At 61.4% G+C, this 23,464-nt stretch carries 21 protein-coding genes; 16 read left to right on the plus strand and 5 right to left on the minus strand.

Features of this window, described 5'->3' with window-relative positions:
• Positions 1–27: 27 nt before the first annotated feature.
• The 4 genes from yhdP to ACJ8KE_RS16750 all read left to right on the plus strand — a co-directional run bounded on the left by yhdP (position 28) and on the right by ACJ8KE_RS16750 (position 7,057).
• Positions 28–3,831, plus strand: a complete 3,804-nt coding sequence (gene yhdP, locus ACJ8KE_RS16735; protein WP_306376974.1) for an AsmA2 domain-containing protein YhdP — start codon at positions 28–30, stop codon at positions 3,829–3,831.
• The gene (nit1, locus tag ACJ8KE_RS16740; RefSeq protein ID WP_060445053.1) at positions 3,828–4,688 is read left to right on the plus strand and encodes a deaminated glutathione amidase; all 861 of its coding nucleotides are present in this window, start codon (positions 3,828–3,830) and stop codon (positions 4,686–4,688) included. The genes yhdP and nit1 overlap by 4 nt, the downstream gene beginning before the upstream one ends.
• A gap of 7 nt (positions 4,689–4,695) precedes the next feature.
• A complete protein-coding gene (gene tldD / locus ACJ8KE_RS16745; RefSeq protein WP_016930234.1) occupies positions 4,696–6,141 on the plus strand; it encodes a metalloprotease TldD in 1,446 nt (481 codons plus the stop codon).
• 151 nt (positions 6,142–6,292) lie between these two features.
• A complete protein-coding gene (locus ACJ8KE_RS16750; RefSeq protein ID WP_097101330.1) occupies positions 6,293–7,057 on the plus strand; it encodes a CDP-diacylglycerol diphosphatase in 765 nt (254 codons plus the stop codon).
• Between the two features lie 59 nt (positions 7,058–7,116).
• On the opposite strand, the gene ACJ8KE_RS16755 is transcribed toward ACJ8KE_RS16750, so the two are convergent.
• A complete protein-coding gene (locus ACJ8KE_RS16755; RefSeq protein ID WP_116403817.1) occupies positions 7,117–8,799 on the minus strand; it encodes a PglL family O-oligosaccharyltransferase in 1,683 nt (560 codons plus the stop codon).
• Positions 8,800–9,492: 693 nt separating this feature from the next.
• On the minus strand, positions 9,493–10,434 hold the full coding sequence (uriH, locus tag ACJ8KE_RS16760) for a uridine-preferring nucleoside hydrolase UriH (RefSeq protein WP_016930231.1): 942 nt from the start codon (positions 10,432–10,434) through the stop codon (positions 9,493–9,495).
• A 207-nt stretch (positions 10,435–10,641) separates the two neighbouring features.
• Between uriH and ACJ8KE_RS16765 the strand changes: the two genes are divergently transcribed.
• Complete coding sequence (locus ACJ8KE_RS16765) at positions 10,642–10,917, plus strand: zinc ribbon domain-containing protein (protein ID WP_016930230.1); 276 nt, start codon at positions 10,642–10,644, stop codon at positions 10,915–10,917.
• Entirely contained in the window at positions 10,914–11,258 is a 345-nt protein-coding gene (locus ACJ8KE_RS16770; RefSeq protein ID WP_016930229.1) for a hypothetical protein, read from the plus strand. Before ACJ8KE_RS16765 ends, ACJ8KE_RS16770 begins: the two co-directional genes overlap by 4 nt.
• Here the strand turns inward: ACJ8KE_RS16770 and aaeR are convergent.
• Entirely contained in the window at positions 11,249–12,160 is a 912-nt protein-coding gene (aaeR, locus tag ACJ8KE_RS16775; protein WP_025304394.1) for an HTH-type transcriptional activator AaeR, read from the minus strand. The two genes, ACJ8KE_RS16770 and aaeR, sit on opposite strands and share 10 nt — an antisense overlap.
• Positions 12,161–12,474: 314 nt before the next feature.
• Here aaeR and aaeX point away from each other — a divergent pair, with 314 nt between their 5' ends.
• The 5 genes from aaeX (at position 12,475) to ACJ8KE_RS16800 (ending at position 16,641) form a co-directional block, all read left to right on the plus strand.
• On the plus strand, positions 12,475–12,678 hold the full coding sequence (gene aaeX / locus ACJ8KE_RS16780) for a p-hydroxybenzoic acid efflux pump operon protein AaeX (protein WP_004936952.1): 204 nt from the start codon (positions 12,475–12,477) through the stop codon (positions 12,676–12,678).
• 7 nt (positions 12,679–12,685) lie between these two features.
• Positions 12,686–13,621 carry a p-hydroxybenzoic acid efflux pump subunit AaeA gene (gene aaeA, locus ACJ8KE_RS16785; RefSeq protein ID WP_028127537.1) on the plus strand — a complete coding sequence of 312 codons (936 nt, stop codon included), beginning with the start codon at positions 12,686–12,688 and terminating at the stop codon, positions 13,619–13,621.
• Positions 13,621–15,588 carry a p-hydroxybenzoic acid efflux pump subunit AaeB gene (gene aaeB / locus ACJ8KE_RS16790; protein ID WP_442517318.1) on the plus strand — a complete coding sequence of 656 codons (1,968 nt, stop codon included), beginning with the start codon at positions 13,621–13,623 and terminating at the stop codon, positions 15,586–15,588. Before aaeA ends, aaeB begins: the two co-directional genes overlap by 1 nt.
• A 280-nt stretch (positions 15,589–15,868) precedes the next feature.
• A complete protein-coding gene (locus tag ACJ8KE_RS16795) occupies positions 15,869–16,336 on the plus strand; it encodes a ribonuclease (RefSeq protein WP_016930225.1) in 468 nt (155 codons plus the stop codon).
• A 5-nt stretch (positions 16,337–16,341) separates the two neighbouring features.
• The gene (locus ACJ8KE_RS16800) at positions 16,342–16,641 is read left to right on the plus strand and encodes a barstar family protein (RefSeq protein ID WP_141999037.1); all 300 of its coding nucleotides are present in this window, start codon (positions 16,342–16,344) and stop codon (positions 16,639–16,641) included.
• A gap of 27 nt (positions 16,642–16,668) precedes the next feature.
• Here the strand turns inward: ACJ8KE_RS16800 and yjgA are convergent, their stop codons facing one another.
• Positions 16,669–17,217, minus strand: a complete 549-nt coding sequence (gene yjgA / locus ACJ8KE_RS16805) for a ribosome biogenesis factor YjgA (RefSeq protein WP_004936968.1) — start codon at positions 17,215–17,217, stop codon at positions 16,669–16,671.
• Positions 17,218–17,396: 179 nt separating this feature from the next.
• Between yjgA and pmbA the strand changes: the two genes are divergently transcribed.
• Positions 17,397–18,737: a metalloprotease PmbA gene (gene pmbA, locus ACJ8KE_RS16810; RefSeq protein ID WP_033639296.1), complete on the plus strand. Its 1,341-nt coding sequence runs from the start codon at positions 17,397–17,399 to the stop codon at positions 18,735–18,737.
• A 138-nt stretch (positions 18,738–18,875) separates the two neighbouring features.
• Positions 18,876–19,262 carry a cytochrome b562 gene (cybC, locus tag ACJ8KE_RS16815; RefSeq protein WP_016930224.1) on the plus strand — a complete coding sequence of 129 codons (387 nt, stop codon included), beginning with the start codon at positions 18,876–18,878 and terminating at the stop codon, positions 19,260–19,262.
• 4 nt (positions 19,263–19,266) lie between these two features.
• On the opposite strand, the gene ACJ8KE_RS16820 is transcribed toward cybC, so the two are convergent.
• Positions 19,267–20,049, minus strand: a complete 783-nt coding sequence (locus tag ACJ8KE_RS16820; RefSeq protein WP_306376972.1) for an AraC family transcriptional regulator — start codon at positions 20,047–20,049, stop codon at positions 19,267–19,269.
• 283 nt (positions 20,050–20,332) lie between these two features.
• On the opposite strand from ACJ8KE_RS16820, the gene ACJ8KE_RS16825 reads away from it, so the two are divergent.
• From ACJ8KE_RS16825 to ACJ8KE_RS16835, 3 genes are read left to right on the plus strand one after another with little or no spacing between them, the layout of a single operon-like run.
• Positions 20,333–21,787, plus strand: a complete 1,455-nt coding sequence (locus ACJ8KE_RS16825; RefSeq protein WP_123867919.1) for an FAD/NAD(P)-binding protein — start codon at positions 20,333–20,335, stop codon at positions 21,785–21,787.
• Positions 21,784–22,665: a formyltransferase family protein gene (locus ACJ8KE_RS16830; RefSeq protein WP_033639299.1), complete on the plus strand. Its 882-nt coding sequence runs from the start codon at positions 21,784–21,786 to the stop codon at positions 22,663–22,665. The genes ACJ8KE_RS16825 and ACJ8KE_RS16830 overlap by 4 nt, the downstream gene beginning before the upstream one ends.
• Positions 22,658–23,446 carry a sulfite exporter TauE/SafE family protein gene (locus ACJ8KE_RS16835; protein WP_016930220.1) on the plus strand — a complete coding sequence of 263 codons (789 nt, stop codon included), beginning with the start codon at positions 22,658–22,660 and terminating at the stop codon, positions 23,444–23,446. The genes ACJ8KE_RS16830 and ACJ8KE_RS16835 overlap by 8 nt, the downstream gene beginning before the upstream one ends.
• The last annotated feature ends 18 nt before the right edge of the window (positions 23,447–23,464 follow it).

A 23,464-nucleotide genomic window follows, 5' to 3' on the forward strand; every position in this document is an offset into this window, starting at 1 on the left:
GCCAGGCAGCGGAGCAAGGAGAACTGCGTGAGGCGACTGCCTGGGATTCTGTTAGCAACAGGCGCCACCCTAATCGTGATTGTGGCGCTGCTGATCAGCGGGCTGCGCCTGATGCTGCCGAAGCTGAACGACTACCGTCCCCAACTGCTGGCGCAGGTGGAGAAGCTGTCCGGCGTGCCCGTGCAGATGGATTTCCTGCAGGGCAGTTGGGAAACCTTCGGCCCACAGCTTGAAGTGCGCAACCTGAGCGTTACGCTGCCCAAAAGCGATGTGCATATCGAACGCGTGACGCTGGCGCTGGACGTGTGGCAATCGCTGCTGCACTGGCGCTGGCAGTTCCGCGATCTGACCTTCTATCAATTCCGCCTCGATTTGAACGCCACGCTGGGCGCCGATCGGCAGGGCGACGGCCTTGAACCCGGTAAAATCAGCGATCTGATGCTGCGCCAGCTCGACCATTTCGATCTGCGCGACAGCCGTATCTCGTTCCTGACGCCCGCCGGCGCGCGCGCCGAATTCGACATTCCCCAGCTGACCTGGCTCAACGGCCGCGATCGCCACCGCGCCGAAGGGCAGATCAGCCTGTCGACGCTGAACGGCCAACACGGCGTGGTGCAGCTGCGCATGGACCTGCGCGATAATCAGGGCCTGCTGGACACCGGCACGGTCTATCTGCAGGCCGATAACATCGACATGAAACCCTGGTTTACCCGCTGGCTGCGCGCCAATACCGGGCTGGAAAGCGCCGACTTCAGTCTGGCGGCCTGGCTGCAGGTGCAGAACGGCGAAATCGCCGGCGGCCATGCGTTGCTCAAGCAGGGGGCGGCCAACTGGAATACCGGCGCCGCGCAGCACCGGCTGGATGTGGACAATCTGGCGCTGTCGTTGCGCCGCCAGGGCACCGGTTGGCAGCTCGACGTGCCGCAGCTGCGGTTGAGCACCGACGGCCAGGCCTGGCCGCAGGGCGCGCTTTCCGCGCTGTGGCTGCCGGAAAACACCGAATTCATGGGGCCGGCGCAGAATGAAGAGCTGCGGGTGCGCGCGACTCACCTTCAACTGGAGCGCCTGTCGGCACTGCTGCCGACCTTCTCGTTCCTCAGTCCGGACGCGCTCGAGCGCTGGAACGATCTGCAGCCGCAGGGGCAGGTGGCAGCGCTGGCGCTGGACATCCCGCTCAAGCAGCCGGAAAAGAGCCGTTTTCAGGCGCTGTGGCGCGATGTCAGCTGGCAGCGTTGGGAACTGCTGCCGGGCGTCAACCACTTCTCCGGCGCGTTGAGCGGCGGGGTGGAGAACGGCCGCCTGACGCTGGGGCTCACTGACAGCACCCTGCCTTACGGCGACATGTTCCGCGCTCCGCTTGAAATCAGCCGCGCGCGCGGCGCGCTGACCTGGCGTTACAACGACCAAGGTTGGGAGCTGGCGAGCCAGGGGCTGGACGTCAAGGCGAAGTCGCTGTGGGTCAACGGTGATTTCCGTTATCAGCAGCCGGCCAAGGGCGAGCCGTGGCTGAACATTCTGGCGGGCATCCGCCTGTATGACGGCGCCGACGCCTGGCGCTATTTCCCGGAGCCGTTGATGGGCAAGCATCTGGTGGACTACCTGAGCGGCGCCATTCAGGGCGGCCAGGTGGATAACGCCACGCTGATTTATTCCGGCGATCCGCAGCACTTCCCGTATCGTAAAAACGAAGGGCAGTTTGAAGTCTTCGTGCCGCTGCGTCACGCCACCTTCCAGTTTCAACCGGGCTGGCCGGCGCTGACCGATTTGGCTATCGATCTCGATTTCGCCAACGAGGGATTGTGGATGCATGCGCCGCAAACCCGATTGGGCAAGGTGGCGGGCAAAAATATCAGCGCGGTGATCCCGGATTACCTGAAAGAGCGGTTGCTGATCGACGCCGACGTCGCGGGTGCGGGCAGCGACGTACATGACTACTTCATGCAGACACCGTTGCACGATTCGCTGGGGGCGGCGCTGGAGCAGCTGCAGATTGGCGGTGATGTCAGTGGGCGCTTACATCTTGATATCCCCCTGGACGGCGAGCAGGTCAGAGCCACCGGCGAAGTGGCGCTGAACAACAATTCGTTGCTGATAAAGCCGCTGGACAGCGAACTGCAAAAGCTCAGCGGCAAGTTCCGCTTCGACAACGGCAACCTGCAGAGCGACCCCCTGTCGGCCAACTGGTTCGGGCAGCCGGTGGCGGTCAACTTTTCCACGCAGGAGGGCGAGCGTGACTACAAGGTCAACGTCGGCCTGAAAGGAGACTGGTTGCCGGGCAAGTTCCCCGGCCTGCCGAAAGAGGCCGCCGATGCGCTCAGCGGCAGCGCACCCTGGCAGAGCCAGGTGGCCATCACGCTGCCGCACCAAGGTTCGGCCAGCTACGATATCGGCCTTGACGCAGACCTGAAGAAAGTGAGCAGTCACTTACCTTCACCGCTGGACAAGGCGCCGGGCGAAGCGCTACCGGTGAACGTCAAGGTCAAAGGCGGTTTGAACGGCTTCATGTTGACCGGCAGCGCGGGCAAACAGAACCGCTTCAACAGTGAATGGAACTTCGACAAAAAACAGGTGAATCTGGCGCGCGCCGCGTGGCAAACCAACGGTGGCGGCACCCCGCCGCTGCCGGCCGGCAAATCGATGACGCTGAACCTGCCGGCGCTGGACGGCGAGCAATGGCTGGCGCTGCTGGCGCCGGCGCTGAAACAGGGCGGCGGCAGCGGTCAGGTGGGCGGTTTCAGCTTCCCCACCACCGTGGCGCTGACCACGCCGCAGCTGCTGTTGGGCGGCCAGGCCTGGCATAAGCTGACGCTGTCGGCCGAAAAACAGCTTGGCGCTACCCTGGTGAGCGCCAAGAGCGACGAAGTGGACGGCAGCCTGCGGGTGGCCGATCGCGGGCCGTGGCGCGCCGATATCAACTACCTGTATTACAACCCACAGTTCGCCGAGACGAAAAACGCGGCGGGCGCGGCGGCGCCGTCGCCCGAGAAACTTTCCTTCCGCGACTGGCCTTCGCTGATGTTGCGCTGCAAGTCGTGCTGGGTGCTGGGGCAGAACCTTGGCAAGGTCGAGGCGGATCTGACTAATCGGGGGGATACCCTGACGCTGGATCACGGCCTGGTCGATACCGGCAAAGGGCGCATGACCGCCACCGGCCTGTGGAAACAAAACGCGCAGGAAGAGCGCAGCTCGCTGAAAGGCAAACTGCTCGGCGGCAAGATCGATGAAACCGCCGCCTTCTTCGGCATCACTATCCCGCTGAAAGGGGCGCCTTACGACGTGGATTTCGATCTGTACTGGCACGGCGCGCCGTGGCAGCCGCAGGTGAATACGTTGAGCGGCGCGCTGCAGGTCAAGATGGGCAAGGGCGAGATCGACAGCATGGGCGGCGGCCGCGCCGGCCAGCTGCTGCGGCTGGTCAGCTTCGACGCCCTGCTGCGCAAGCTGCAGTTCGATTTCAGCGATACCTTCGGCAAAGGTTTCTACTTTGATTCCATCCGCAGCACCGCCTGGCTGAAAGATGGCATAATGCATACTGATAATCTATTGATCGACGGCCTGGCGGCGGACATCGCCATGAGCGGCCAGATCGATCTGGCGCGCCGCCGCATCGATATGGAGGCGGTGGTGGCGCCGGCGATTTCGGCGACCGTCGGCGTGGCCACGGCGTTTGTCGTCAACCCGATCGTCGGCGCGGCGGTATTTGCCGCCTCGCAGGTGCTGGGGCCGCTGTGGAGCAAGATTTCGCTGATTCGCTACCATATCGGCGGCGATCTCGACCAGCCGAAGATCAATGAGGTACTTCGTAAGGCAAAGGAGGATAAGGCGTCATGAGGAATGCTAACGTTGCGTTGTTGCAGTTGTGCAGTGGCGATCAGGTGCGCGATAACCTGGCCCAGATTGAACAGCAGATCAAGCAGCTCAATGCCGGGGTAAAACTGGTCATGACGCCGGAGAACGCGCTGCTGTTCGCCAACTCCGCGGCCTACCGCCAACAGGCGGAAAAACAGGGCGATGGCCCGCTGCAGAACGCGGTGCGCGAGCTGGCGCGCCGCTATGGCGTGTGGTTGCTGGTGGGCTCGATGCCCTTGATCAGCCGTGAAAACCCGGAACTTATCACCACCAGCAGCCTGTTGTTCGACGAGCAGGGCGAGATCCGCGCCCGCTACGACAAGCTGCACATGTTCGATGTGGACATCAACGATGCGCACGGCCGCTACCGCGAGTCGGATACCTACCAGCACGGGCAGCACCTGACGGTGGTGGATACGCCGGTCGGGCGTTTGGGCATGACCATATGCTACGATCTGCGCTTCCCCGCGCTGTTCCAGGCGTTGCGGGCGCAGGGCGCCGAATTGATTTCGGTGCCGGCGGCCTTTACCCGGGTCACCGGCGAGGCGCATTGGGAAATCCTGCTGCGCGCCCGGGCGATCGAGAACCAGTGCGTGATCCTGGCGCCGGCGCAGGTGGGGCGACACGGGCCGACTCGTCGCACCTGGGGCCACACGCTGGCGGTTGACGGCTGGGGCAAGGTGCTGGCCGAGAACGCGGACGCCGTGGCGGCGCTGAAAGTGCGCGTGGACGCCGCAAGCCTGAAAAATATTCGTGCGCAGATGCCGGTGCTGCAGCACAACCGATTCCAGACGTCGCTGACGGCGCCGTCTGACAAGCTATCCTCCAATCAAGAGTGAAACCATTATGAGCCTGACGTTTGTCAGTGAGCAGTTACTCGCTACCAACAAGCTGAGTCATCAAGACCTGTACAGGGTACTGGGTCAACTGGCAGAACGCCGTATCGACTACGCCGATCTCTATTTCCAGTCCAGCTATCACGAAGCCTGGGTGATCGAGGACGGCATCATCAAGGATGGCTCTTACAATATCGACCAGGGCGTCGGCGTGCGCGCCGTAAGCGGTGAGAAGACCGGCTTCGCCTATGCCGATCAGATCACCCTGAATGCGCTGCAGCAGAGCGCCCAGGCGGCGCGCAGCATCGTGCGTGAGCAGGGCGACGGGCGGGCGCATACCCTGGGTGAGATCGGTTACCGGGCGCTGTATCCGTTGCTCGATCCGCTGCAAAGTCTGCCGCGCGAAGAGAAAATCGCCCTGCTGCACCGCGTCGACAAGGTGGCGCGCGCCGCCGATGCGCGAGTGCAGGAAGTGAACGCCAGCATTACCGGCGTTTACGAGCAGGTGTTGGTGGCCGCCACCGACGGCACGCTGGCGGCGGATGTTCGCCCGCTGGTGCGCCTCTCCGTCAGCGTGCTGGTGGAGCAGGACGGCAAGCGTGAGCGCGGCTCCAGCGGCGGCGGCGGCCGTTTCGGTTACGACTATTTCCTGGAAACCGTCGACGGCGACGTGCGCGCCGATGCCTACGCCAAAGAAGCGGTGCGCATGGCGCTGGTTAATCTTGGCGCGGTGGCGGCGCCGGCCGGCAATATGCCGGTAGTGTTGGGCGCCGGCTGGCCGGGCGTGCTGCTGCATGAGGCGGTGGGCCACGGCCTGGAAGGCGACTTCAACCGACGCGGCACCTCGGTGTTCAGCGGCCATATGGGCGAGCTGGTGGCGTCCGAACTGTGCACCGTGGTGGATGACGGCACTCTGCAAGGGCGCCGCGGCTCGTTGGCGATCGACGACGAAGGCGTGCCGGGCCAGTACAATGTGCTGATTGAAAACGGCGTATTGAGAGGTTACATGCAGGACAAGCTCAACGCGCGGCTGATGGGCGTCGCCCCGACCGGCAACGGCCGCCGCGAGTCCTACGCGCATCTGCCGATGCCGCGCATGACCAACACCTACATGCTGGCGGGCCAATCGACGCCGGAAGAGATCATCGCCAGCGTCGAGTACGGTCTGTACGCGCCGAACTTTGGCGGCGGCCAGGTGGACATCACCTCCGGCAAGTTCGTGTTCTCCACCACCGAAGCCTACCTGATCGAAAAGGGCCGTATCACCAAGCCGGTGAAAGGGGCGACGCTGATCGGCTCCGGCATTGAGGCGATGCAGCAGATCTCGATGGTCGGCAACGATCTGGCGCTCGATAAAGGCGTGGGCGTGTGCGGCAAGGAAGGCCAGAGCGTGCCGGTAGGCGTCGGCCAACCGACGCTGAAACTGGATACGTTGACCGTCGGCGGCACGGCGTAATCTTTCCTCAAGGGGCCGCGCGTTGGCCCCTCAACCATTCTCCATTTTGCGGCCTTTCTCGCATTCGTAACGCTAAGCGCGGCAGGACGCCGTAGCCTGTACGACATAATGGAATAAAATTGACGTGGCGAAAAAACAGATCACTACGAGAATGACGCGCCTGGCTTTATCCGCCCGGCATTGGCTGCTGGTGCTGGGGGTTCTCTCTCTGACGGGGTGCGCCCGTTCCGATGCGCTGTGGGGCGTGGTCGATAAGCTCTGCATGGCCAACTATCAGCAAAAGCGCGATCCGGCCCCGTGTGAGCAGATTTATATGCCGCAGGGGAAAGCGCAGGGCTTCAGCGTGCTGCAAAACCCGCGTTATCCCTATCACTTCATCCTGGTGCCGACGGCGCCGCTCTCCGGCATCGAAAGCCCGCAGCTGCTGGCCGGGGAACGGACGGACTATTTTGGCTATGCATGGCTGATGCGTTACCGGCTGGCCGCTGAGTATGGCGGGCCGGTGCCGGATGATATGTTGGGCATGGCGATCAACTCCGCTTATGGCCGCAGCCAGAACCAATTGCATATTCACCTGACCTGTCTGCGCGAAGATGTGCGGCGCCAATTGCAGGCGGAACGCCCCTACGTACAGGAGCAATGGCGGCCTTTGCCGGATAAGTTGTTGCGCCACACCTATTATGCTCGCCGCGTGATGCAGCCAGCCGTGATGGGCATCTACCCGATTAAGGATTTGGCGGGTTATCTCCATCTGTCGCCGCCGCAGCTGGCGGAATATGGCGTGGCGTTAGTGCCCACCACGTTTGGCGGCCAACGGGGTTTTATCTTGCTGGCCTCGAAGCGCGGCTGGGACGTCGGCAATCGCGCGTCGGTAGAATCGCTGCTGGATAAAGAGTGCGCGATATTGCCGCGTTAATTTTGCTACATAAATGACGCAGGTGAGAGCGACGAGGCATCGCTCTCACCTTGTTGTCCCTACTTAAACCGCGCATCCCGCGTAAACAGGAAAGCGGCTTCCCGCAGGCGAGCGTCGGCTTCCGCCTGGGCCCCCTGATAGCGCAAGATCATGATCAGCGTGGCGTAGACGTTGGCGTCGATACGGCGCTGCAGATAGGCATTGGCCCACTGCCGATAGCCGGTCAACAGGGCATCGTCACGTGTCTGGTTATAGACCAGCAGCGCGTGAGATTGCTCGTCGAACGTTTTGCGCTCCCGGTAGATCCAGGCGGCTGGCGGCGGCATTTGCTCGATGCTGTCGATGTTGGCCAGCATCGTGCGTTCCGACTGAGTGAGCGCCATGCGCCCTTGCCAGGCGAAAACCGCCATCGCCAGCACGCCGACCGCCGCCATCGCCACCGGCAGGCTCAGGGCTTTGGCGAACGGCAGCGGGCGGGGCTCGCCGGTTTGGCCGTCCAGCAACGCCAGCAGCAACAGAAACGCCAGCCAGTGCGGCGCAGACAGATAGAAAGGGTATTCCAGCTGGGTATGCACCAGCATTGGCAGCAGCACCAGGAACAGCCCGACGCGCGCGCCGTCCCGCTGCGCGCGATCCCGTTGCCAGGCGCATTTCAGCAGCAGCGCGCCGGCGGCGAGGACGATCATGATACCCGCCAGCGCCGGCAGACCACCCTCAACCCACCACAGCAGGATTTCATTGTGCGGATGCCCGGCGACTTCCAGCACTTCTCGCCAGGGCATTTCCTGCAGGCGGAAGTGCGCGAAGCCGTATTCAAAACCGCCGTAACCCCAGCCCAGCAGCGGCTTGGCCAGGATCATGGCGCCGACGTCGTGCAGCATGGTCAGACGCGCGCTGTTGGATAGCCCCCGACCGATCAGGCCGGTGTGACCCTCCAGACCGAAACCGGTGAACAGCACCGTGAGGCCGATCGCCATACCCAACAGCAGCGCGCCGCCGGCCCAGCGGCTTGCGGCCGGGCGCTGGCGGGCAAAACGCCACAGCAGCAATGCCGCCGCCAAGGCGCCGCCGAGCCAGGCGGCGCGCGACTGGATCAGCACCAGCAGGGCGGAGAAAACGGCCAGCAGCGCGAGCAGCGGGATTTGCCGCCGCCGCATCGGCGCAGAGAGGGGAGCAAGCAGCAGCCAGAGCGCCAAAGCCAGCCCGGTGGCGATAAAGCTGCCCAGCACGTTCGGTTGCTGAAAGACGCCGTAGACCCGGCTTCCGTGAGGGGATACCCACGCCAGCGTGGGGGCGAACAGTTGCAGAGCCGCCAGCAGCGCCTGAACGCCAGCGGCGAACAGCAGACCGTACAGCAATAGGTTGCGCTGCCTGGGGGTTAGGCGCAGCTGCAGGCAGGCGACATAGAACAGCCAACCGCCTAGCAGGCCGGCGCAGCGCCACAGGGCGTCTTCGCGCCACTCGGGGCGGGTATACAGCAGCGGCAGCGCCAGCACGGCGATGCCGAGCAGCAATAGCCGGGCGGTGGGGGTAAGCGAAAGGCGGATGCGACCCAGGCAAACGGTAAACGTCACGATCAGCGTAGTGAGCGCCATGACGCCCCAGGCCTGAATGTTTTGCGGCAGCGCCAGACCGTCGCCGCCCATATTGGGATGATAGATCGGCAGGAGCGCCGCCATCCAGATCAGCAGCAGGGGCAGCACGGCGATGGTCGCTGCGTTAGCGGGAGATTTATCGGCCATGGTTAACCTGCCAAGGCCTGATAGCGTTTATTGAATGCATGTTTTGATTATTCCCTATCCTTTATCCTGATGTTGAAATGTGTGTAATGTTCAATTCGAAAATGTCTCACGGGAAATTTAAACCGTCTTCATGGTGAAGCGATAAATAATGTTTGCCCTGAGAATGCGTGAGGCTGTGCGCCTAAAGAAAGGTTAAGCCGTATTTTTCACCCGCAAAAGGCATTTTTGTTTTTTCAAAAACAGACGCGCTATTTTCTCAAATCTATTGCGATTCAGTCAATTTTTAATCTAATTATTATTTTTATTTATTAAAATCAGTTGGTTGGCCTTTGCGCTGGCGAGTGTGAATATCGTGAGGTATCCCGGCAATGGCCTATATCGGCAGGTAATGTGAAGAATAAAATAGGTATCTGCTTGTTTAATTTGTTTCGTCAGCGGCGGTGTGACGGAGGAGGTTTGTTTCATCGTTTCCCATTGTTGATTTTTAAATTAAAAGTGATTTTCATGGTTTTATTTTTATTAAGATTCTTCTTGTCTCTATCTGTTTATTTGTGTTTTTATAAAATGATTTATTGTTAGGATTGTTCTGCTGAATTGGAAATAAAAGACGTTATGTCTTGAGCCTCCCCGTTGCCGCGGCAGAATACAGACTAACGCGCTTGCCCAAGCGCGTTAGTCTTGTCTCCCGTCCGCTTACTCCACCTCACCGATCCGCTTTAGCGCATCCACCACCAGATCCCAGAATTTATCCTGATCCAGTTTGACCGCCACCTGGGTGTGGCAGTCCGGCGGCGGCGGCGCGCGGAAGTCCGTGACCGTCATGCCCAACGTCAGGGTGCCGGTCAGTTCGATATCCACCGGCGCTTTGCGCACCGTCATGACGCTCGGGTCGATCACGTAGGCCACCGCGCAAGGATCGTGTACCGGCGGGGCGCTGAAGCCTTGCGCCTGTTGGTACATACGGCCAAAGAATGCCAGCAGTTCGCCGACGAAGGCGGCCGGCCGGGTGCCGAGGGCGGCGATGCGTTCGCAGACTGCCGGCGTGGCCAGCGCCTGATGGGTGAGATCCAGCCCGACCATGGTGAGCGGCCATTTTTCGTTGAACACGATGTGCGCCGCCTCGGGATCGATTTTGATATTGAACTCCGCCACCGCGCTCCAGTTGCCCACATGATAGCCGCCGCCCATCAGCACCACTTCCTTGACCCGTTCGGCAATGCGCGGCTCTTTACGCACCGCCATGGCGATATTGGTCAGGCCGCCGGTCGGCACCAGCGTCACGCTGCCCGGCGGGTGGGCCATCACGGTCTCGATGATCAGGTCTACCGCATGGCGTGAGTCCAACTGCAGGTGGGGGGCCGGCAGCACCGGGCCATCGAGGCCTGAGTCGCCGTGAATGTCGGGCGCCACTTCGATATTGCGCACCAGCGGGCGCGGGCAGCCGGCGGCGAAGGGGACGCCGGTGATATTGGCGATGCGGGCCACCGCCAGGGCGTTACGCGTCACTTTGTCCAGCGTCTGGTTACCCACCACGGTGGTGACCGCCAGCAGGTCGATCTGCGGATTGCCCCAGGCCAGCAACAGAGCGATGGCGTCGTCATGCCCCGGGTCACAGTCCAGTATGATTTTTTTCATGGTTATTCCTGATGCAGGGAGAGGTTTCCGCAGCATAACGCAGCGCGGCGGCGTGGAATAATGCCGATGGTGCTTTTGTTAACGGCATCAAAGCCTTGTCACTTTTACGATGTAATGAAACGTAAATCCTGCTCGCCGGGCTTTACCCTGGAGTTTACTCCAGGGTTTACAGTGAGGTTCAGCGTCAATGCACAGAGGAGAGGCGGGATGAGCTTACTGAAACGGTTGTTGGGGCAAGGCGGTATTAACGGCGGTCATCAGCGCGCGGGCCACGGCGGCGGGCATCATGGCAACCGCTATAACCAGCATGGCGAGCCGGGGCCGCTGTGCCCGGAATGCCGGGCTGTGAATAAATCGGGCGCGCGTTATTGCCACCGCTGCGGTCAGCCGTTTGCCGCGGTGAGCGCCACCTGCGGCCAGTGCGCCGCGCCGTTGCCGTCGGGCAGCCGATTTTGTCCGCAGTGCGGCGGCGGTGTGCCGTGAACCGGGGCGGTTGGACACTCGCGCTGCTGCTGGGCGCCATGGCGCTATGGACGCTGCTGGCCTGGGGCGTAGCCGGGGTGCTGGCCTGGCTCCCGGCGTTGGCGGAGGCAGCCGGGAATGCATCGTTGCCGGTGAACGGTGTGCTGAGCCTGGTGCCGCAGGCGGTGCTGGACGCCTGGCTGCCGTGGCTGAAACAGCTGGGCAGCGGGCTGGCGAGCTATTTTCCTGCGCTGCTGACCTGGGCGGGCTACGCCATCTGGCTGCTGTGGGGCTTCGGCATGGTGGCGCTGACGCTGCTGGCCGCGCTGGCGCGACGCTATTTGAGCGCTGCTCAGCGATAGCCCTGATAGACCGCCGCTACGCGTTCGAAATAGTCGGTTAAATAATTGATGCACACCTGCACCTTCAGCGGCAGTTTGTCCTTCTCGGTATAGAGCGCGTAGATCGGCCGCGGATCCGAATGGTAGCTTTTGAACAGGATCTCGATCTCGCCGCGTTTGATCTCTTCGATCACCCACATCAGCGGGGCGTAGGCGATGCCGGCGCCGTTTTTCAGCCAACGGATCATGGTGGAGGAGTCGTTGGTGACGAAGCGCCCCTGCGGGGAAATGCGCGTGGTGATACCTTCCGGCGACATCAGTTCGAATTCGCTGTCGGGCCGCACGCTGTACTCCAGCCAGGAGAAGTTGACCATGTCGCTCGGCTTCTGCGGCGTGCCGTGCTGGCTCAGGTAGCTTTTGGCGGCGCACACCACCATCGGCATCTGCCCCAGGCGGCGAGAGAACAGGCTGGAGTCCTGCAGCGCCCCGGTGCGGATCACCAGATCCAGCCCGTCGGTGATCAGATCCGGCGCCGGAATGCCGGTTACCAGGTTGACCGTCAGGCCCGGGTACTCTTTCATCATCTCGGCGGTCATGTTCGCCAGCACGTTTTGCGCCATGGTGGATGAGCTGCCGATGCGCAGCGTGCCGGCGGGCGTGTTGTTAAACGCATACAGCTGTTCATGCACTTCGCTGACTTCCTGCAGCATGCGTCGGCAGCCCTGATAGTAGATTTTGCCGGCCTCAGTCAGGCCGATGCTGCGCGTGCTGCGGTTCAACAGCTTGACCTGCAGCTCATTTTCCAGTTTCGAGACGGTTTGGCTGATCGATGAAACGCTCATGCCGAGTTGGCGCGCGGCCGCGGTAAACGACCCGAACTCAACCACTTTGGCGAATACCGACATCCGTTTTAATCTTTCCATTATTCACTCTGGCTTAAAAGTGATTTAGATCACAGATTGTTGATGCCTTGATAGTAAGCAGGCTAATATAACGTGGTCGGGTGAATAGACCTTACCAACGTGCGAGAGCGATCGGCGATGTAATCCTGCCGCTCCTCCGGCACCCTCGCAATCCCTGTCGTGGACGTCTGCCCCAAAGTTTAACCTTTTTTCGGGTTCGTGACCTGGACAAGCTGTCTGGTCAAGATTTGTGGCGCGCGCACGCTAAAATGTAAAGAGAATGTGAATGGCGAGATGTGTCTTTCCCCGGCGCAGTGAACAATAAGGAAAAAGTGATGAGTTTGCTTCCGGTTATGGTCATCTTCGGACTGTCGTTTCCGCCGGTGTTTTTCGAGCTGCTGGTGTCGCTGGCGCTGTTTTTTCTCTTGCGCCGCCTGCTGCAGCCGACGGGGATTTACGATTTTGTCTGGCATCCGGCGCTGTTTAACACTGCGCTGTATTGCTGCTTGTTTTATCTGATTTCATGTCTTTTTGTTTGAGGTCGCTGTGAAAAATTTTTCGATAAAAATAACCCGAATCGCGATCACTTTGATTCTTGTGCTGTTGGGCATCGCCGCGATATTCAAGGCCTGGGTGTTCTACACCGAGTCGCCGTGGACGCGTGATGCCAAGTTTACCGCCGATGTGGTGGCGATCGCGCCGGACGTCAGCGGCCTGCTGACCGACGTGCCGGTGGTGGATAACCAACTGGTGAAGAAAGGCCAGGTGCTGTTCGTGGTCGATCGGCCGCGTTATGAGCAGGCGTTGGCGGAAGCCGGCGCCGACGTCGCCTACTATCAAGCGTTGGCGGCGGAAAAACGGCGCGAGGCCGGCCGCCGCGTGAAGCTGGGCGTGCAGGCGATGTCGCAGGAAGAGATTGACCAGTCGAACAACTCGCTGCAGACCGTGCAGCACCAGCTGGCGAAGGCCGTGGCGGCGCGCGAGCTGGCGCAGCTGGATCTGGAACGCACCACGGTGCGGGCTCCGGCCGATGGCTGGATCACCAACCTCAACGTCCATGCCGGCGAATACATCACCCGCGGCTCGGTGGCGGTGGCGCTGGTGAAGAAAGATTCCTTCTACATCCTGGCGTACCTGGAGGAAACCAAGCTGAATGGCCTGAATAAGGGCGACCGCGCGGAGATCACCCCGCTCGGCAGCAACCGCATCATGCACGGCACCGTCGACAGCGTGGCGGCGGCGGTGAACAACAGCAGCAGCACGGTGAACAACAAAGGGTTGGCCTCGATCGACAGCAACCTGGAGTGGGTGCGCCTGGCGCAGCGCGTGCCGGTGAAGATCCTGCTGGACGCCAAGGATCAACAGCATCCGTACCCGGCCGGCACCACCGCCACCGTGGTGATCGTCGGCAAGAACGATCGCAATGCCGACAGCGGCTCGCCTTTTGTGCGCCTGATGCACCGGCTGCGTGAGTTCGGCTAATGAGCAGCCCAACCTTTATCCGGCTGAGATTCGCCTTCAAACTCAGCTTCGCGATTGTGTTTGCGCTGTTCGTCGGCTTCCATCTCAATCTGGAAACCCCGCGCTGGTCGGCGATGACCGCCGCCATCGTCGCCGCCGGCCCGGCCTTTGCCGCCGGCGGCGAACCCTTCTCCGGCGCCATCCGCCACCGCGGCTGGCTGCGTATCATCGGCACCTTTATCGGCTGCTTCGTCGGCCTGATCATTATCATCACCACCGCCCGCGCGCCGGTGGTGATGCTGCTGCTGTGCTGCATCTGGGCCGGTTTCTGCACCTGGCTTTCTTCGCTCATCAAGGTGGAGAACTCCTATGCCTGGGGGCTGGCCGGGTATACCGCGCTGATCATCATCGTGACGGTCGCCACCAGCGAGTCTCATCTGCTGGAAGCGCCGCAGTTCGCCATCGAGCGTTGCAGCGAGATCGTGCTGGGGATCGTCAGCGCCGTGTTGGCGGATCTGCTGTTCTCGCCGCGTTCGATCAAACAGGACATCGATCGGGCGGTGGATCAGCTGCTGGTAGCTCAATACCGCCTGATGCAGATGTGCATCAGCAACGCCGACAAAGAGGATATCGACTGCGCCTGGAGCAATCTGGTGAAGAGCACCACGGCGCTGGACGGCATGCGCAACAATCTGATGATGGAGTCCTCGCGCTGGCAGAAGGTCAACCGCCGGGTAAAAGCGCTGCATACGCTGTCGCTGACGCTGATCACCCAGGCCTGCGAAACCTATCTGATCTTGGTGAATCACCCGGAGGCACTGAAAGACAGCCTGCGGGAGCAGCTGATGGTCCCGGCGGAAACCCCGCAGGAGATCCACAAGCGCATGAAGCTGTTGCGCCAGGTGCTGACCACGCATCGTTCCGAGGAAACGCTGCCGACCATCACCGGTTGGGTCGGCGCGGCGACGCGCTACCTGCTGCTGTCGAAAGGCGTGCACGCCAACTGCAGCATCAGCGCGGTGGAAGAAGGGGTGTTGAGCAACGAAACCGTGGTCAAGCCGACTTCGGCGGAAGGGCATCACGCGATGATCAACGGCCTGCGCACCTTTGTGGCGACGGCCTTCGGCAGCCTGCTGTGGCTGTGGACCGGCTGGACGTCCGGCAGCGGTTTTATGGTGATCATCGCGGTGATCACCTCGCTGGCGATGCGCACCCCGGCGCCGCGCATGGTGGCGATGGATTTCGTGCTGGGCATGCTGGCGGCGATCCCGGTCGGTTCCCTGTTCTTCATGGTGATCCTGCCGGCGACGCAGCAGAGCATTTTGCTGCTGTGTCTCAGCCTCGGTCTGCTGGCGTTTTTCATCGGCATCGAGGTGCAGAAGCGGCGGCTCGGTTCGCTGGGGCTGCTGGCAGGGACCATCAACATTCTGGTGCTGAGCAACCCGATGGAGTTCAACGTCACCCAGTTTCTCGACGGGGCGCTGGGCCAGTTCCTCGGCAGCTGCGTTGGGCTGATGGTGCTGCTGCTGATCCGCGACAATTCGCGTGAACGCACCGGGCGCACGTTGCTCAACCAGTTCGTCAGCAGCGCGGTGTCGGCGCTGACCACCAAGGCGGCGCGTCGTCGGCAAAACCATCTGCCTGCGCTGTATCAGCAGCTTAACCAGCTGCTGATGATGTTCCCGAACGACATCGCCAAGTATCGTCTGGCGTTGAACCTGATCATTGCCCACCAGCGCATGCAGCGGGCGGAGATTCCGGTCAGCGAAGAGCTGTCGGCCTTCCACCGCCAGATCCGCAGCACCGCCGATCGGGTGGTCTCCGCCAAGAACGACGTCAAGCGCGCCTATTACTACGATCGCTTGCTGGGTGAAATGAACGAGTACCAGCAGAAGCTGGTGGACAATCAGGCGCCGCTCAGCGTCACCGGGCCGGTGAAACGCCTGGCCGACATGCTGCATCGCTATCGTCACGCCTTGATCGATTGATGCGTTCCCTCCTGTTGCGCCGCGTTGTGCGGCGCCTTCCCTGACTATACTGAAAGCAGTGCCTGACATGGCGGGCCGTCTCATGTGAGGCGGCCTGTTTTCAGAGAGACTCCGAGTGCCAGAACGACTGGAAAGTGGCATCATTGTCATGAATGGATGAAACGCTCACCGCCGCGAAAACGTGACGTGCCGGTCATCTTAGTTTCATCCAGGTCGACTATATACCTAACTAGCCTAGGGGAGCTGCGGCGCCTTCGGCGGCATAATTTCAGGGAATGTCATGAACAAGCGGATTCTGTTGGCGATTGTCATCGCCGTGGTCATCGCCGTCTTCAGCGCGCTGCGCGGCAACGAGCACCGTGCGATCGGCGGCAATGCGACGGTGGTGCAAGCGCCGGCGGGGCAACAGCAGAGCATCGATCGGCTCACGCAGCAGCAAACGGTGGTGAGCTACCTGCAGCAGCATCAGCGGCTGCCGGGCTATTACGTCACCAAGAAGCAGGCGCGCGAGCAGGGCTGGGACCCGCGTTCAGGCAACCTCTGTACGGTATTGCCGGGCAAGGCGATTGGCGGCGATCGATTCTCTAACCGTGAAGGACAACTGCCGAGCGCCGGCGGCCGGGTCTGGCGCGAAGCGGACATCAATTACCAGTGTGGCCGGCGCGGCGCCGATCGCCTGCTGTATTCGAGCGACGGTCTGATCTTCGTCACGCGCGACCATTACAAAAACTTCATTCGTGTGGAGTGAGTTTGATGGCAAAAGTAGAGTTTGATTTTGAACAGATCCAGGATGTGCCGACCTTCTACCGCGATTTTGCGCACAAGTTTGCGCTGGAAGAGGGATTCGGCGCCAACCTCGACGCGCTGTGGGACGTAGTGACTGGCGATATCGGTCTGCCGGTGGAAATCGAGTTCACTCACCTGAATGCCCGCAGCAAGCGTCGTTTCGGCGCGATCATTCTGCTGTTTGAAGAGGCGGAAGAAGAGCTGGAAGGCAGCCTGCGCTTCAATATCCGCGAAAGCAGCGGCGAACCGGCGCATCACCGGGGATGAAACGGGTTCATCCCGGGATGGCGGCGCTTAGTCGGCCGCTTCGGCCAGCTCGCGCAGGTATTGGAAGATCTGGCGGTAAGCCTTAGGCGGCTTGTTGGCGGCCTTCTCTTTCTGCGCGTTGCGCACCAGTGAACGCAGCTGTTGGCGATCGGCGGCCGGATACAGATCCAGGATCGACGGAATGACGTCATCGCCTTCTTCCACCAGGCGGTCGCGCAGCGCTTCCAGTTTATGGAACAGGGAAACCTGCTGGTTGTGGCGGTTTTTCAGCTTGTCGAGCGCGGTCTGGATCGGCTCGATATCGCGGGCGCGCAGCATTTTGCCGATCAGCTGCAGCTGACGGCGACGGCCCTCTTTCTTGATCTTCTGCGCCAGCTCGATGGCGGCGCGCAAATCTTCGTCCAACGGAATGCGGTCCAGCGCGTTTTTGCCCAGATCGACCATTTCGGCCCCCAGGTCTTTCAGCGCTTCGGCATCACGTTTAATTTCACTTTTACTGACCCAGATAATCTCGTCATCGTCCTCGTTTTCATTCTCCGGGACATCGTCGAGCCAGTCTTCAGGCTGTTTGTTCATGGTAGGCTCCGTTAAAAAGAGGCTAATCCTAACAGGTTGCCGGCTTTATGCGAAATTCAACGCGGTTCCTGTTAGACTCAACGGCAGAGATCTCAGGATTTTTGCGCGCCGCCCCGCGTGCACAACTACGCCGCTCCGGCACTTTTCTCAACGATTTTCTGATTAATTATGGCAGATTGATGAAAGTAGTCACTCAAGTTGCAGAACAGCGCAAGGCGCTGGAACAGGCCGTTTCTCAGGCGCTGGAGCTGGCCCGCGCCGGTTCCGACGCGGCGGAAGTCGCGGTCACCAAATCGACCGGCATCAGCGTCAGCACCCGCTTCGGCGAAGTGGAAAACGTCGAGTTCAACAGCGATGGCGCGCTGGGCATCACCGTGTATCACCGCCAGCGTAAAGGCAGCGCCTCTTCCACCGATCTCAGCCCGGACGCCATCGCCCGCACCGTACAGGCGGCGCTGGACATCGCGCGCTACACCTCTGAGGATCCTTGCGCCGGCCCGGCGGAGAAAGATCTGCTGGCGTTCGAGGCGCCGGATCTCGATCTGTTCCACCCGACCGAGCTGGACGCCGAGCGCGGCATCGAGCTGGCGGCGCGCGCCGAGCAGGCTTCGCTGGCGGCGGACAAACGCATTACCAACACCGAAGGCGGCAGTTTCAACAGCCACTACGGCATCAAGGTGTTCGGCAACAGCCACGGCATGCTGCAAAGCTATTGTTCCAGCCGTCACTCGCTGTCCAGCTGCGTCATCGCAGAACAGGACGGCGACATGGAGCGGGATTACGCTTACACCATAGGTCGGGCGATGGGCGATCTGCACAGCCCGGAGTGGGTGGGGCAGGAGTGCGCCCGCCGCACGTTGGCGCGTCTCGCGCCGCGCAAATTGTCGACCATGAAGGCGCCGGTGCTGTTCGCCTCCGAGGTGGCCACCGGATTGTTCGGCCATCTGGTGGGCGCCATCAGCGGCAGCAGCGTTTATCGCAAATCTACCTTCCTGTTGGACTCGCTCGGCAAGCAGATTCTGCCGGAGTGGCTGACCGTCGAGGAGCATCCGCACCTGCTGAAAGGGCTGGCGTCGACGCCGTTCGACAGCGAGGGCGTGCGCACCCAGAGGCGCGATATCGTCAAGGACGGCGTGCTGCAAACCTGGCTGATGACCAGCTACTCGGCGCGCAAGCTGGGCCTGCACAGCACCGGCCATGCCGGCGGCATCCATAACTGGCGCATTGCCGGGCAGGGCGCGGACTTCGCCGGCATGCTGAAGCAGCTCGGCACCGGCCTGGTGGTCACCGAGTTGATGGGCCAGGGCGTCAGCGGCGTCACCGGCGATTACTCGCGCGGCGCCGCCGGTTTCTGGGTGGAAAACGGTGAGATCCAATATCCGGTCAGCGAGATCACCATCGCCGGCAACCTGAAAGACATGCTGCGCAACATCGTCAGTGTCGGCAGCGATATCGAAACCCGCAGCAATATCCAGTGCGGTTCGGTGCTGCTGCCGGAAATGAAGATCGCCGGCCAGTGATCCGCTGCGCGGCCGGCGCCCGCCGGCTGCGCGTTATCCCGTCTCAACCTTGCTTACAAATCTCCGGTTTCGATTTTTCCCGGCCTTGCCTATGGTAACGGTGGGTTAATTAAAACAATAACTGGAAGGTGAGCAAACATGCAGAATACCCTGAAAGCGCTGGCGGCGTTGACGCTGCTGGCAGCCAGTTCGCTGGCGGTCGCCGCCGATCTTGGCGACGATATGGACACCCTGGCGGAAAACTACAAAACGGTGCTGAATACCGACTCCGCCGCTACCCTCACACAGAGCCTGCAGAACATGCGCGCTGCCGCGCAGGATGCCAAACAGGGCACCCCGCCGAAGCTGGAAGACAAAGCCGCCGACAGCCCGGAGATGAAAGATTTCCGCAGCGGGTTGGATACCCTGATCGGCCAAATCGATCAGGCGCTGGCGCTGGCCAATCAGGGCAAAGTCGCCGAAGCGAAGCAGCTGGCGCAGGGCTTCAAGCAAACCCGCGACGCCAACCACAAGAAATTCCGCTAATCCGTCAACCGTCGCGCCCGTCTTCCGTCAGATAGGAGGAGGGCGCCTGCCCCAGCACGCGGCGGAACATGGTTGAGAACGCCGCGCTGCTGTCATACCCCATTTCCATCGCCACCTGCGTCACGCTGCGTCCTTCGGCCAGCAGCGCCAACGCCAGCACCACGCAGGCGCGCTGACGCCATTGTGAAAACGGCAGGCCGGTCTGCGCGCGAAAGAAGCGGCTGAAGGTGCGAATGCTCATGTACAGACGAGGCGCCCACCGCTGCGCGGAGTCGTGGGCGTCGGGGTACTGCAAAAAGGCGCGGCACAGCTCACCCAGCCGAGGATCGGCGGGCAGCGGGATGTGCAACGGCAAGGGCTGCAGCCTGGCCAGCTCGTGCAGCAGCAGCGCTGCCAGCGCTCCGTCGCGGCCCTGTTGTTCATACTCCAGCGGCATATCCACCGCCGCCATCAACAGCTGGCGCATCAGCGGAGTGACGCTGACCACCTGACATACCTGCGGCCGTTCGGCGGGCAACGCGCCGGGTTCAAGGTACAGGCTGCGGGTGGTGACGCCGACCATCCGCACCGCGTGCGGCATCTGCGGCGGCAGCCACACCGCGTGCTGCGGCGGAACGACCCAATTGCCTTGCTGCGTGAAAACGTGCATGACGCCGGTAGCGCCGTACAGCAACTGCGCGCGCCGGTGGCTGTGCATTGGCAGCAGATGCCCCGGCGGATAATCGGTGCCGATGGCGATCACCGCGCGGGTTACGTGGTCGATGTCATCAATGCGGACGTTGCGCATGTGTTCCCTTTGGCGGGCAGATTGGCCGAAACGCAATGATAGTTGGCCCTTCATATAAAGCAAGCCAGCGACGGTCGCCCTACTATCGGGGCAGAAAAATAACGCTTGTTCGGGGCGCCGTTATTTTATCGGCCATGAAGCCCGTGCAAGTCTTCACACCAGGGTGGGACGAAGATTCTCGTTCTCGCAATACAAGAAGTTAATAAGGAATAAAGCGTCATTTTATTCCAACACCTGAAGCAATAGTTCTTAGCGCAGTTCAATGACTATAAGGTGATATTTCATGTATAAGTTCGGTGTGATTGGCGGCGGGGCCGCCGGCATCTCTTTTGCGTATAACTTTATAAAAAATAAGTCGGTTAATCATTGCAAAAGGCCGCTTTCCCTGACGGTTTTCGACAAGCAGGGATTTAAAGGCGGCATGGCATACAGCAGCGATTTTGACAGCCATATATTAAATATGACGCCGGAAAATATGTCGGCGGATATTTTTGACGATGCGCACTTCGTTGATTGGATCGCCATGCATTTCCCGCAGTTTTGCCAGGATCGTTATCCGCCGCGCTGGCTGTATCGGGAATATCTCGATTTTATTCGCGACATGACAATATATATGGCGGCGGACAGTAACGTGGTGCTGAATTTCGTCACTGCCGAAGTGAATGCCATCGCGCCGCACGAAGCCGGCTATCGGCTGACCACCGCCTGCGGCGGCGCCGAGCAGATGAACGCGCTGGTGCTGTGTTCGGGGCACAACCCGCCGGAGTGCCTTTACCCGGTGGATGGGGTGATCGCTTATCAGGCCCATCAGGATTTGCCGCCGATCAACCCTTATTCGAGCATTGGCGTGATCGGCTGCAGCCTGACGGCGATTGACGCCATCGTTGAACTGATGGAGCGCCTGGGAGCGACCGACATCTGCGCACTGTCGCGCTCGGGCCTGTTCCCCAGCGTGCAGCCGGCGGTGATGCGTCCGCCGCCGGAGGCGTTTGTTGAGGCGCTGCGGCGCTTTGTCGCCGGCCGCGATTTTATTGACGCGCATCAGCTGGTGCATGCGATCAACGCCGCGCTGGCGCGCCACTATCCGGGGCCGGAGCGGCTGACGGTGCTCTCGGCGCTGGAGGAAAGGCGCGATTGCTACCGCGATCTGGCGGACAGCCTCGATCGCGCGCGTTTTGCCCGGGAGCATATCTGCAGCTATCTGGCGGCGATCCACCCGGTAGTGTGCGCCGCCTGGGTCAAGATGGATGCCAACAACCGGCAGGTCTTCATGCGCTTTTACAACTCCTCCTGGATGCGCAATCGGCACGCCATGCCGATCAAGAATGCCAACAAGATCGTGGCGGCGCTGGAGAGCCAACGCCTGCGCGCCTGCGGCGGCCTGGTGGATATCAGCAAGGCAACGGACGGGTTTATCCTTCGTTGCCATGAGACGCGGGTGCGCGCGCAGTATCTGTTCAACTGCACCACGCCTTCCTATCAACTGCCGCCCAACCGCCTGAGCCAGCAGCTGCTGCAAGACGGGCTGGTGCAAGAGAACCTGTTCGGCGGCGTGAAGTGCAACCCGCATACGCTGAAAATCGCCGACCGACGCGGCCGTGAGCAGCATCTTTACTCGCTCGGCGCGCCCGCCAAGGGCGATCTTTTTTACACCTCGGCGATGGAATCCATCACGCGGGATATCAGCAAAATCGTGTTCAACAACCCTATTTTCAACGCAAAGAAGGCTGAAGTATGAAGAACGTAGCGCTCTTTGTCGGCAACGACATTTTCTCCTGGCTGGTGTGTCAGGATCTGATCGCCGCCCTGAAAGGCGAGTGTGCTTTTACGGTGTATTTCCCCCTGGCGAAAAGCGGCGGCCGCACCCAGGAGCCGGCGGTTCGCCGCCTGGGGCTGTATGAGCGCGAGGTGCTGAACGATTTTGTGTTCCCGTTCGTTGGCCGCAACGCCGCCGCCTGTGAGGGGGCCTATCAACCGCCGGCCCTGTTCCTGGCCGCCGCCGGGGTCAAGGCGCATCGCGTTCTCGACATCAATGACGCCACGTTTATCAGCAGCCTGGAGCATATGGACGCGGTGATCTCCCTGCGCTGCTATCAGAAATTCTCCGCCGACTATGTGCGCGCCTTCAGCCGACGCGGCAAGCTGCTGTGGAACCTGCACCCCGGCGACTTGCCGCGTTATCGCGGGGTGATGACGCTATTCCGCGCGATGATGAACGGTGACAAGGGCTGTGCGGTGACGCTGCATGAAATGGATGAACACTGGGACGCCGGCCCGGTGCTCGCCCGTCTGCCCGCCGAGCTGCGTCACGATCTGTCGTTCCTGGAAAACATGATGTTGCTGGGCGTGCAAAGCGGCACCTTCCTGGCGCGCCAGCTCATGCGGGCGGAACGGAGCGAAGCGATAGCGGCGGAAAAGCAGGGTGATTCGCGCTATTGGGGCTTCCCGGACGCACAGACGCTGGCGCGGGCGGAACAGGCGGGCATTGAGCTGGTGGATCACGACGCCGTGCGCGAGCAGTATTTGGGGCTGTTCGTCGGCGAGCGCTTCCACCCGCTGGCGGGGCAGTTCTGCGCCGGGTTCGACGACTTCGTGCGGGCGCACGGCCATGATTGAAACGTTGATTGTACTGGGCGCCGGTTTTCTGACCGGCATCACCACCATTCTGTTCGGCTTCGGCGGCGGCTTTGTGGTGGTGCCTTTCGTCTATCACCTGATCTCCGCCTCGGGCGAGCAGCCCGGCCAGGCGATGCATATTGCTGTAGCGACCTCGACAGCGGTGATGATCCTCAACGCGAGTTACGCCACCCTGACCAACTGGCGCAGCGGCAACCTGCTGCGAGAAACCATCGTGCCGCTGATCTTTTTCATCGGCATCGGCGCGGCGCTGGGCGCGTTCGCTTCCTCGCTGCTGGCGGACGGCGTGATCCGCGGGCTGTTTGTGGTCTATATGGCGGTGACCATCGCCGACTGTCTGTTCCGCCGGGGCTTCCTGATCAAACCGGCGCGCGCCGAACTGTCTCCCGCCACGTTGTGGGGCGGCGGGCCGCTGATCGGCGGCATCGCCACCCTGCTGGGGGTGGGCGGCAGCGTGATGACCGTGCCGCTGCTGCGCCGCCATGGTTACGACATGAAATATTGCGTCAGCGCCGCCAACCCGCTGTCGATCCCGGTGGCGGTGATCGGAGCGCTGATGTATATCGTGTTGGGATGGCGCGAGATGAGCGGGCCGCAGTATCTGGGGTACGTCAATCTGAACATTCTGGGGCTGCTGGTGGTGGCGGGGATTGCGGGGATCGTGTTTGCCAGGCGCTGTTTGCCGAAGGTGAGCGATGCGCTGCATGCCAAAATCTACGTGCTGCTGCTGATCGCCGTGCTGATCGCTATCTGCATCTGAGACAGAAAGGGCGGCCGG

It is taken from the genome of Serratia sp. CY56464 (assembly GCF_052168435.1).
In the GTDB taxonomy this organism is placed as follows: Bacteria; Pseudomonadota; Gammaproteobacteria; order Enterobacterales; family Enterobacteriaceae; genus Serratia; species Serratia marcescens.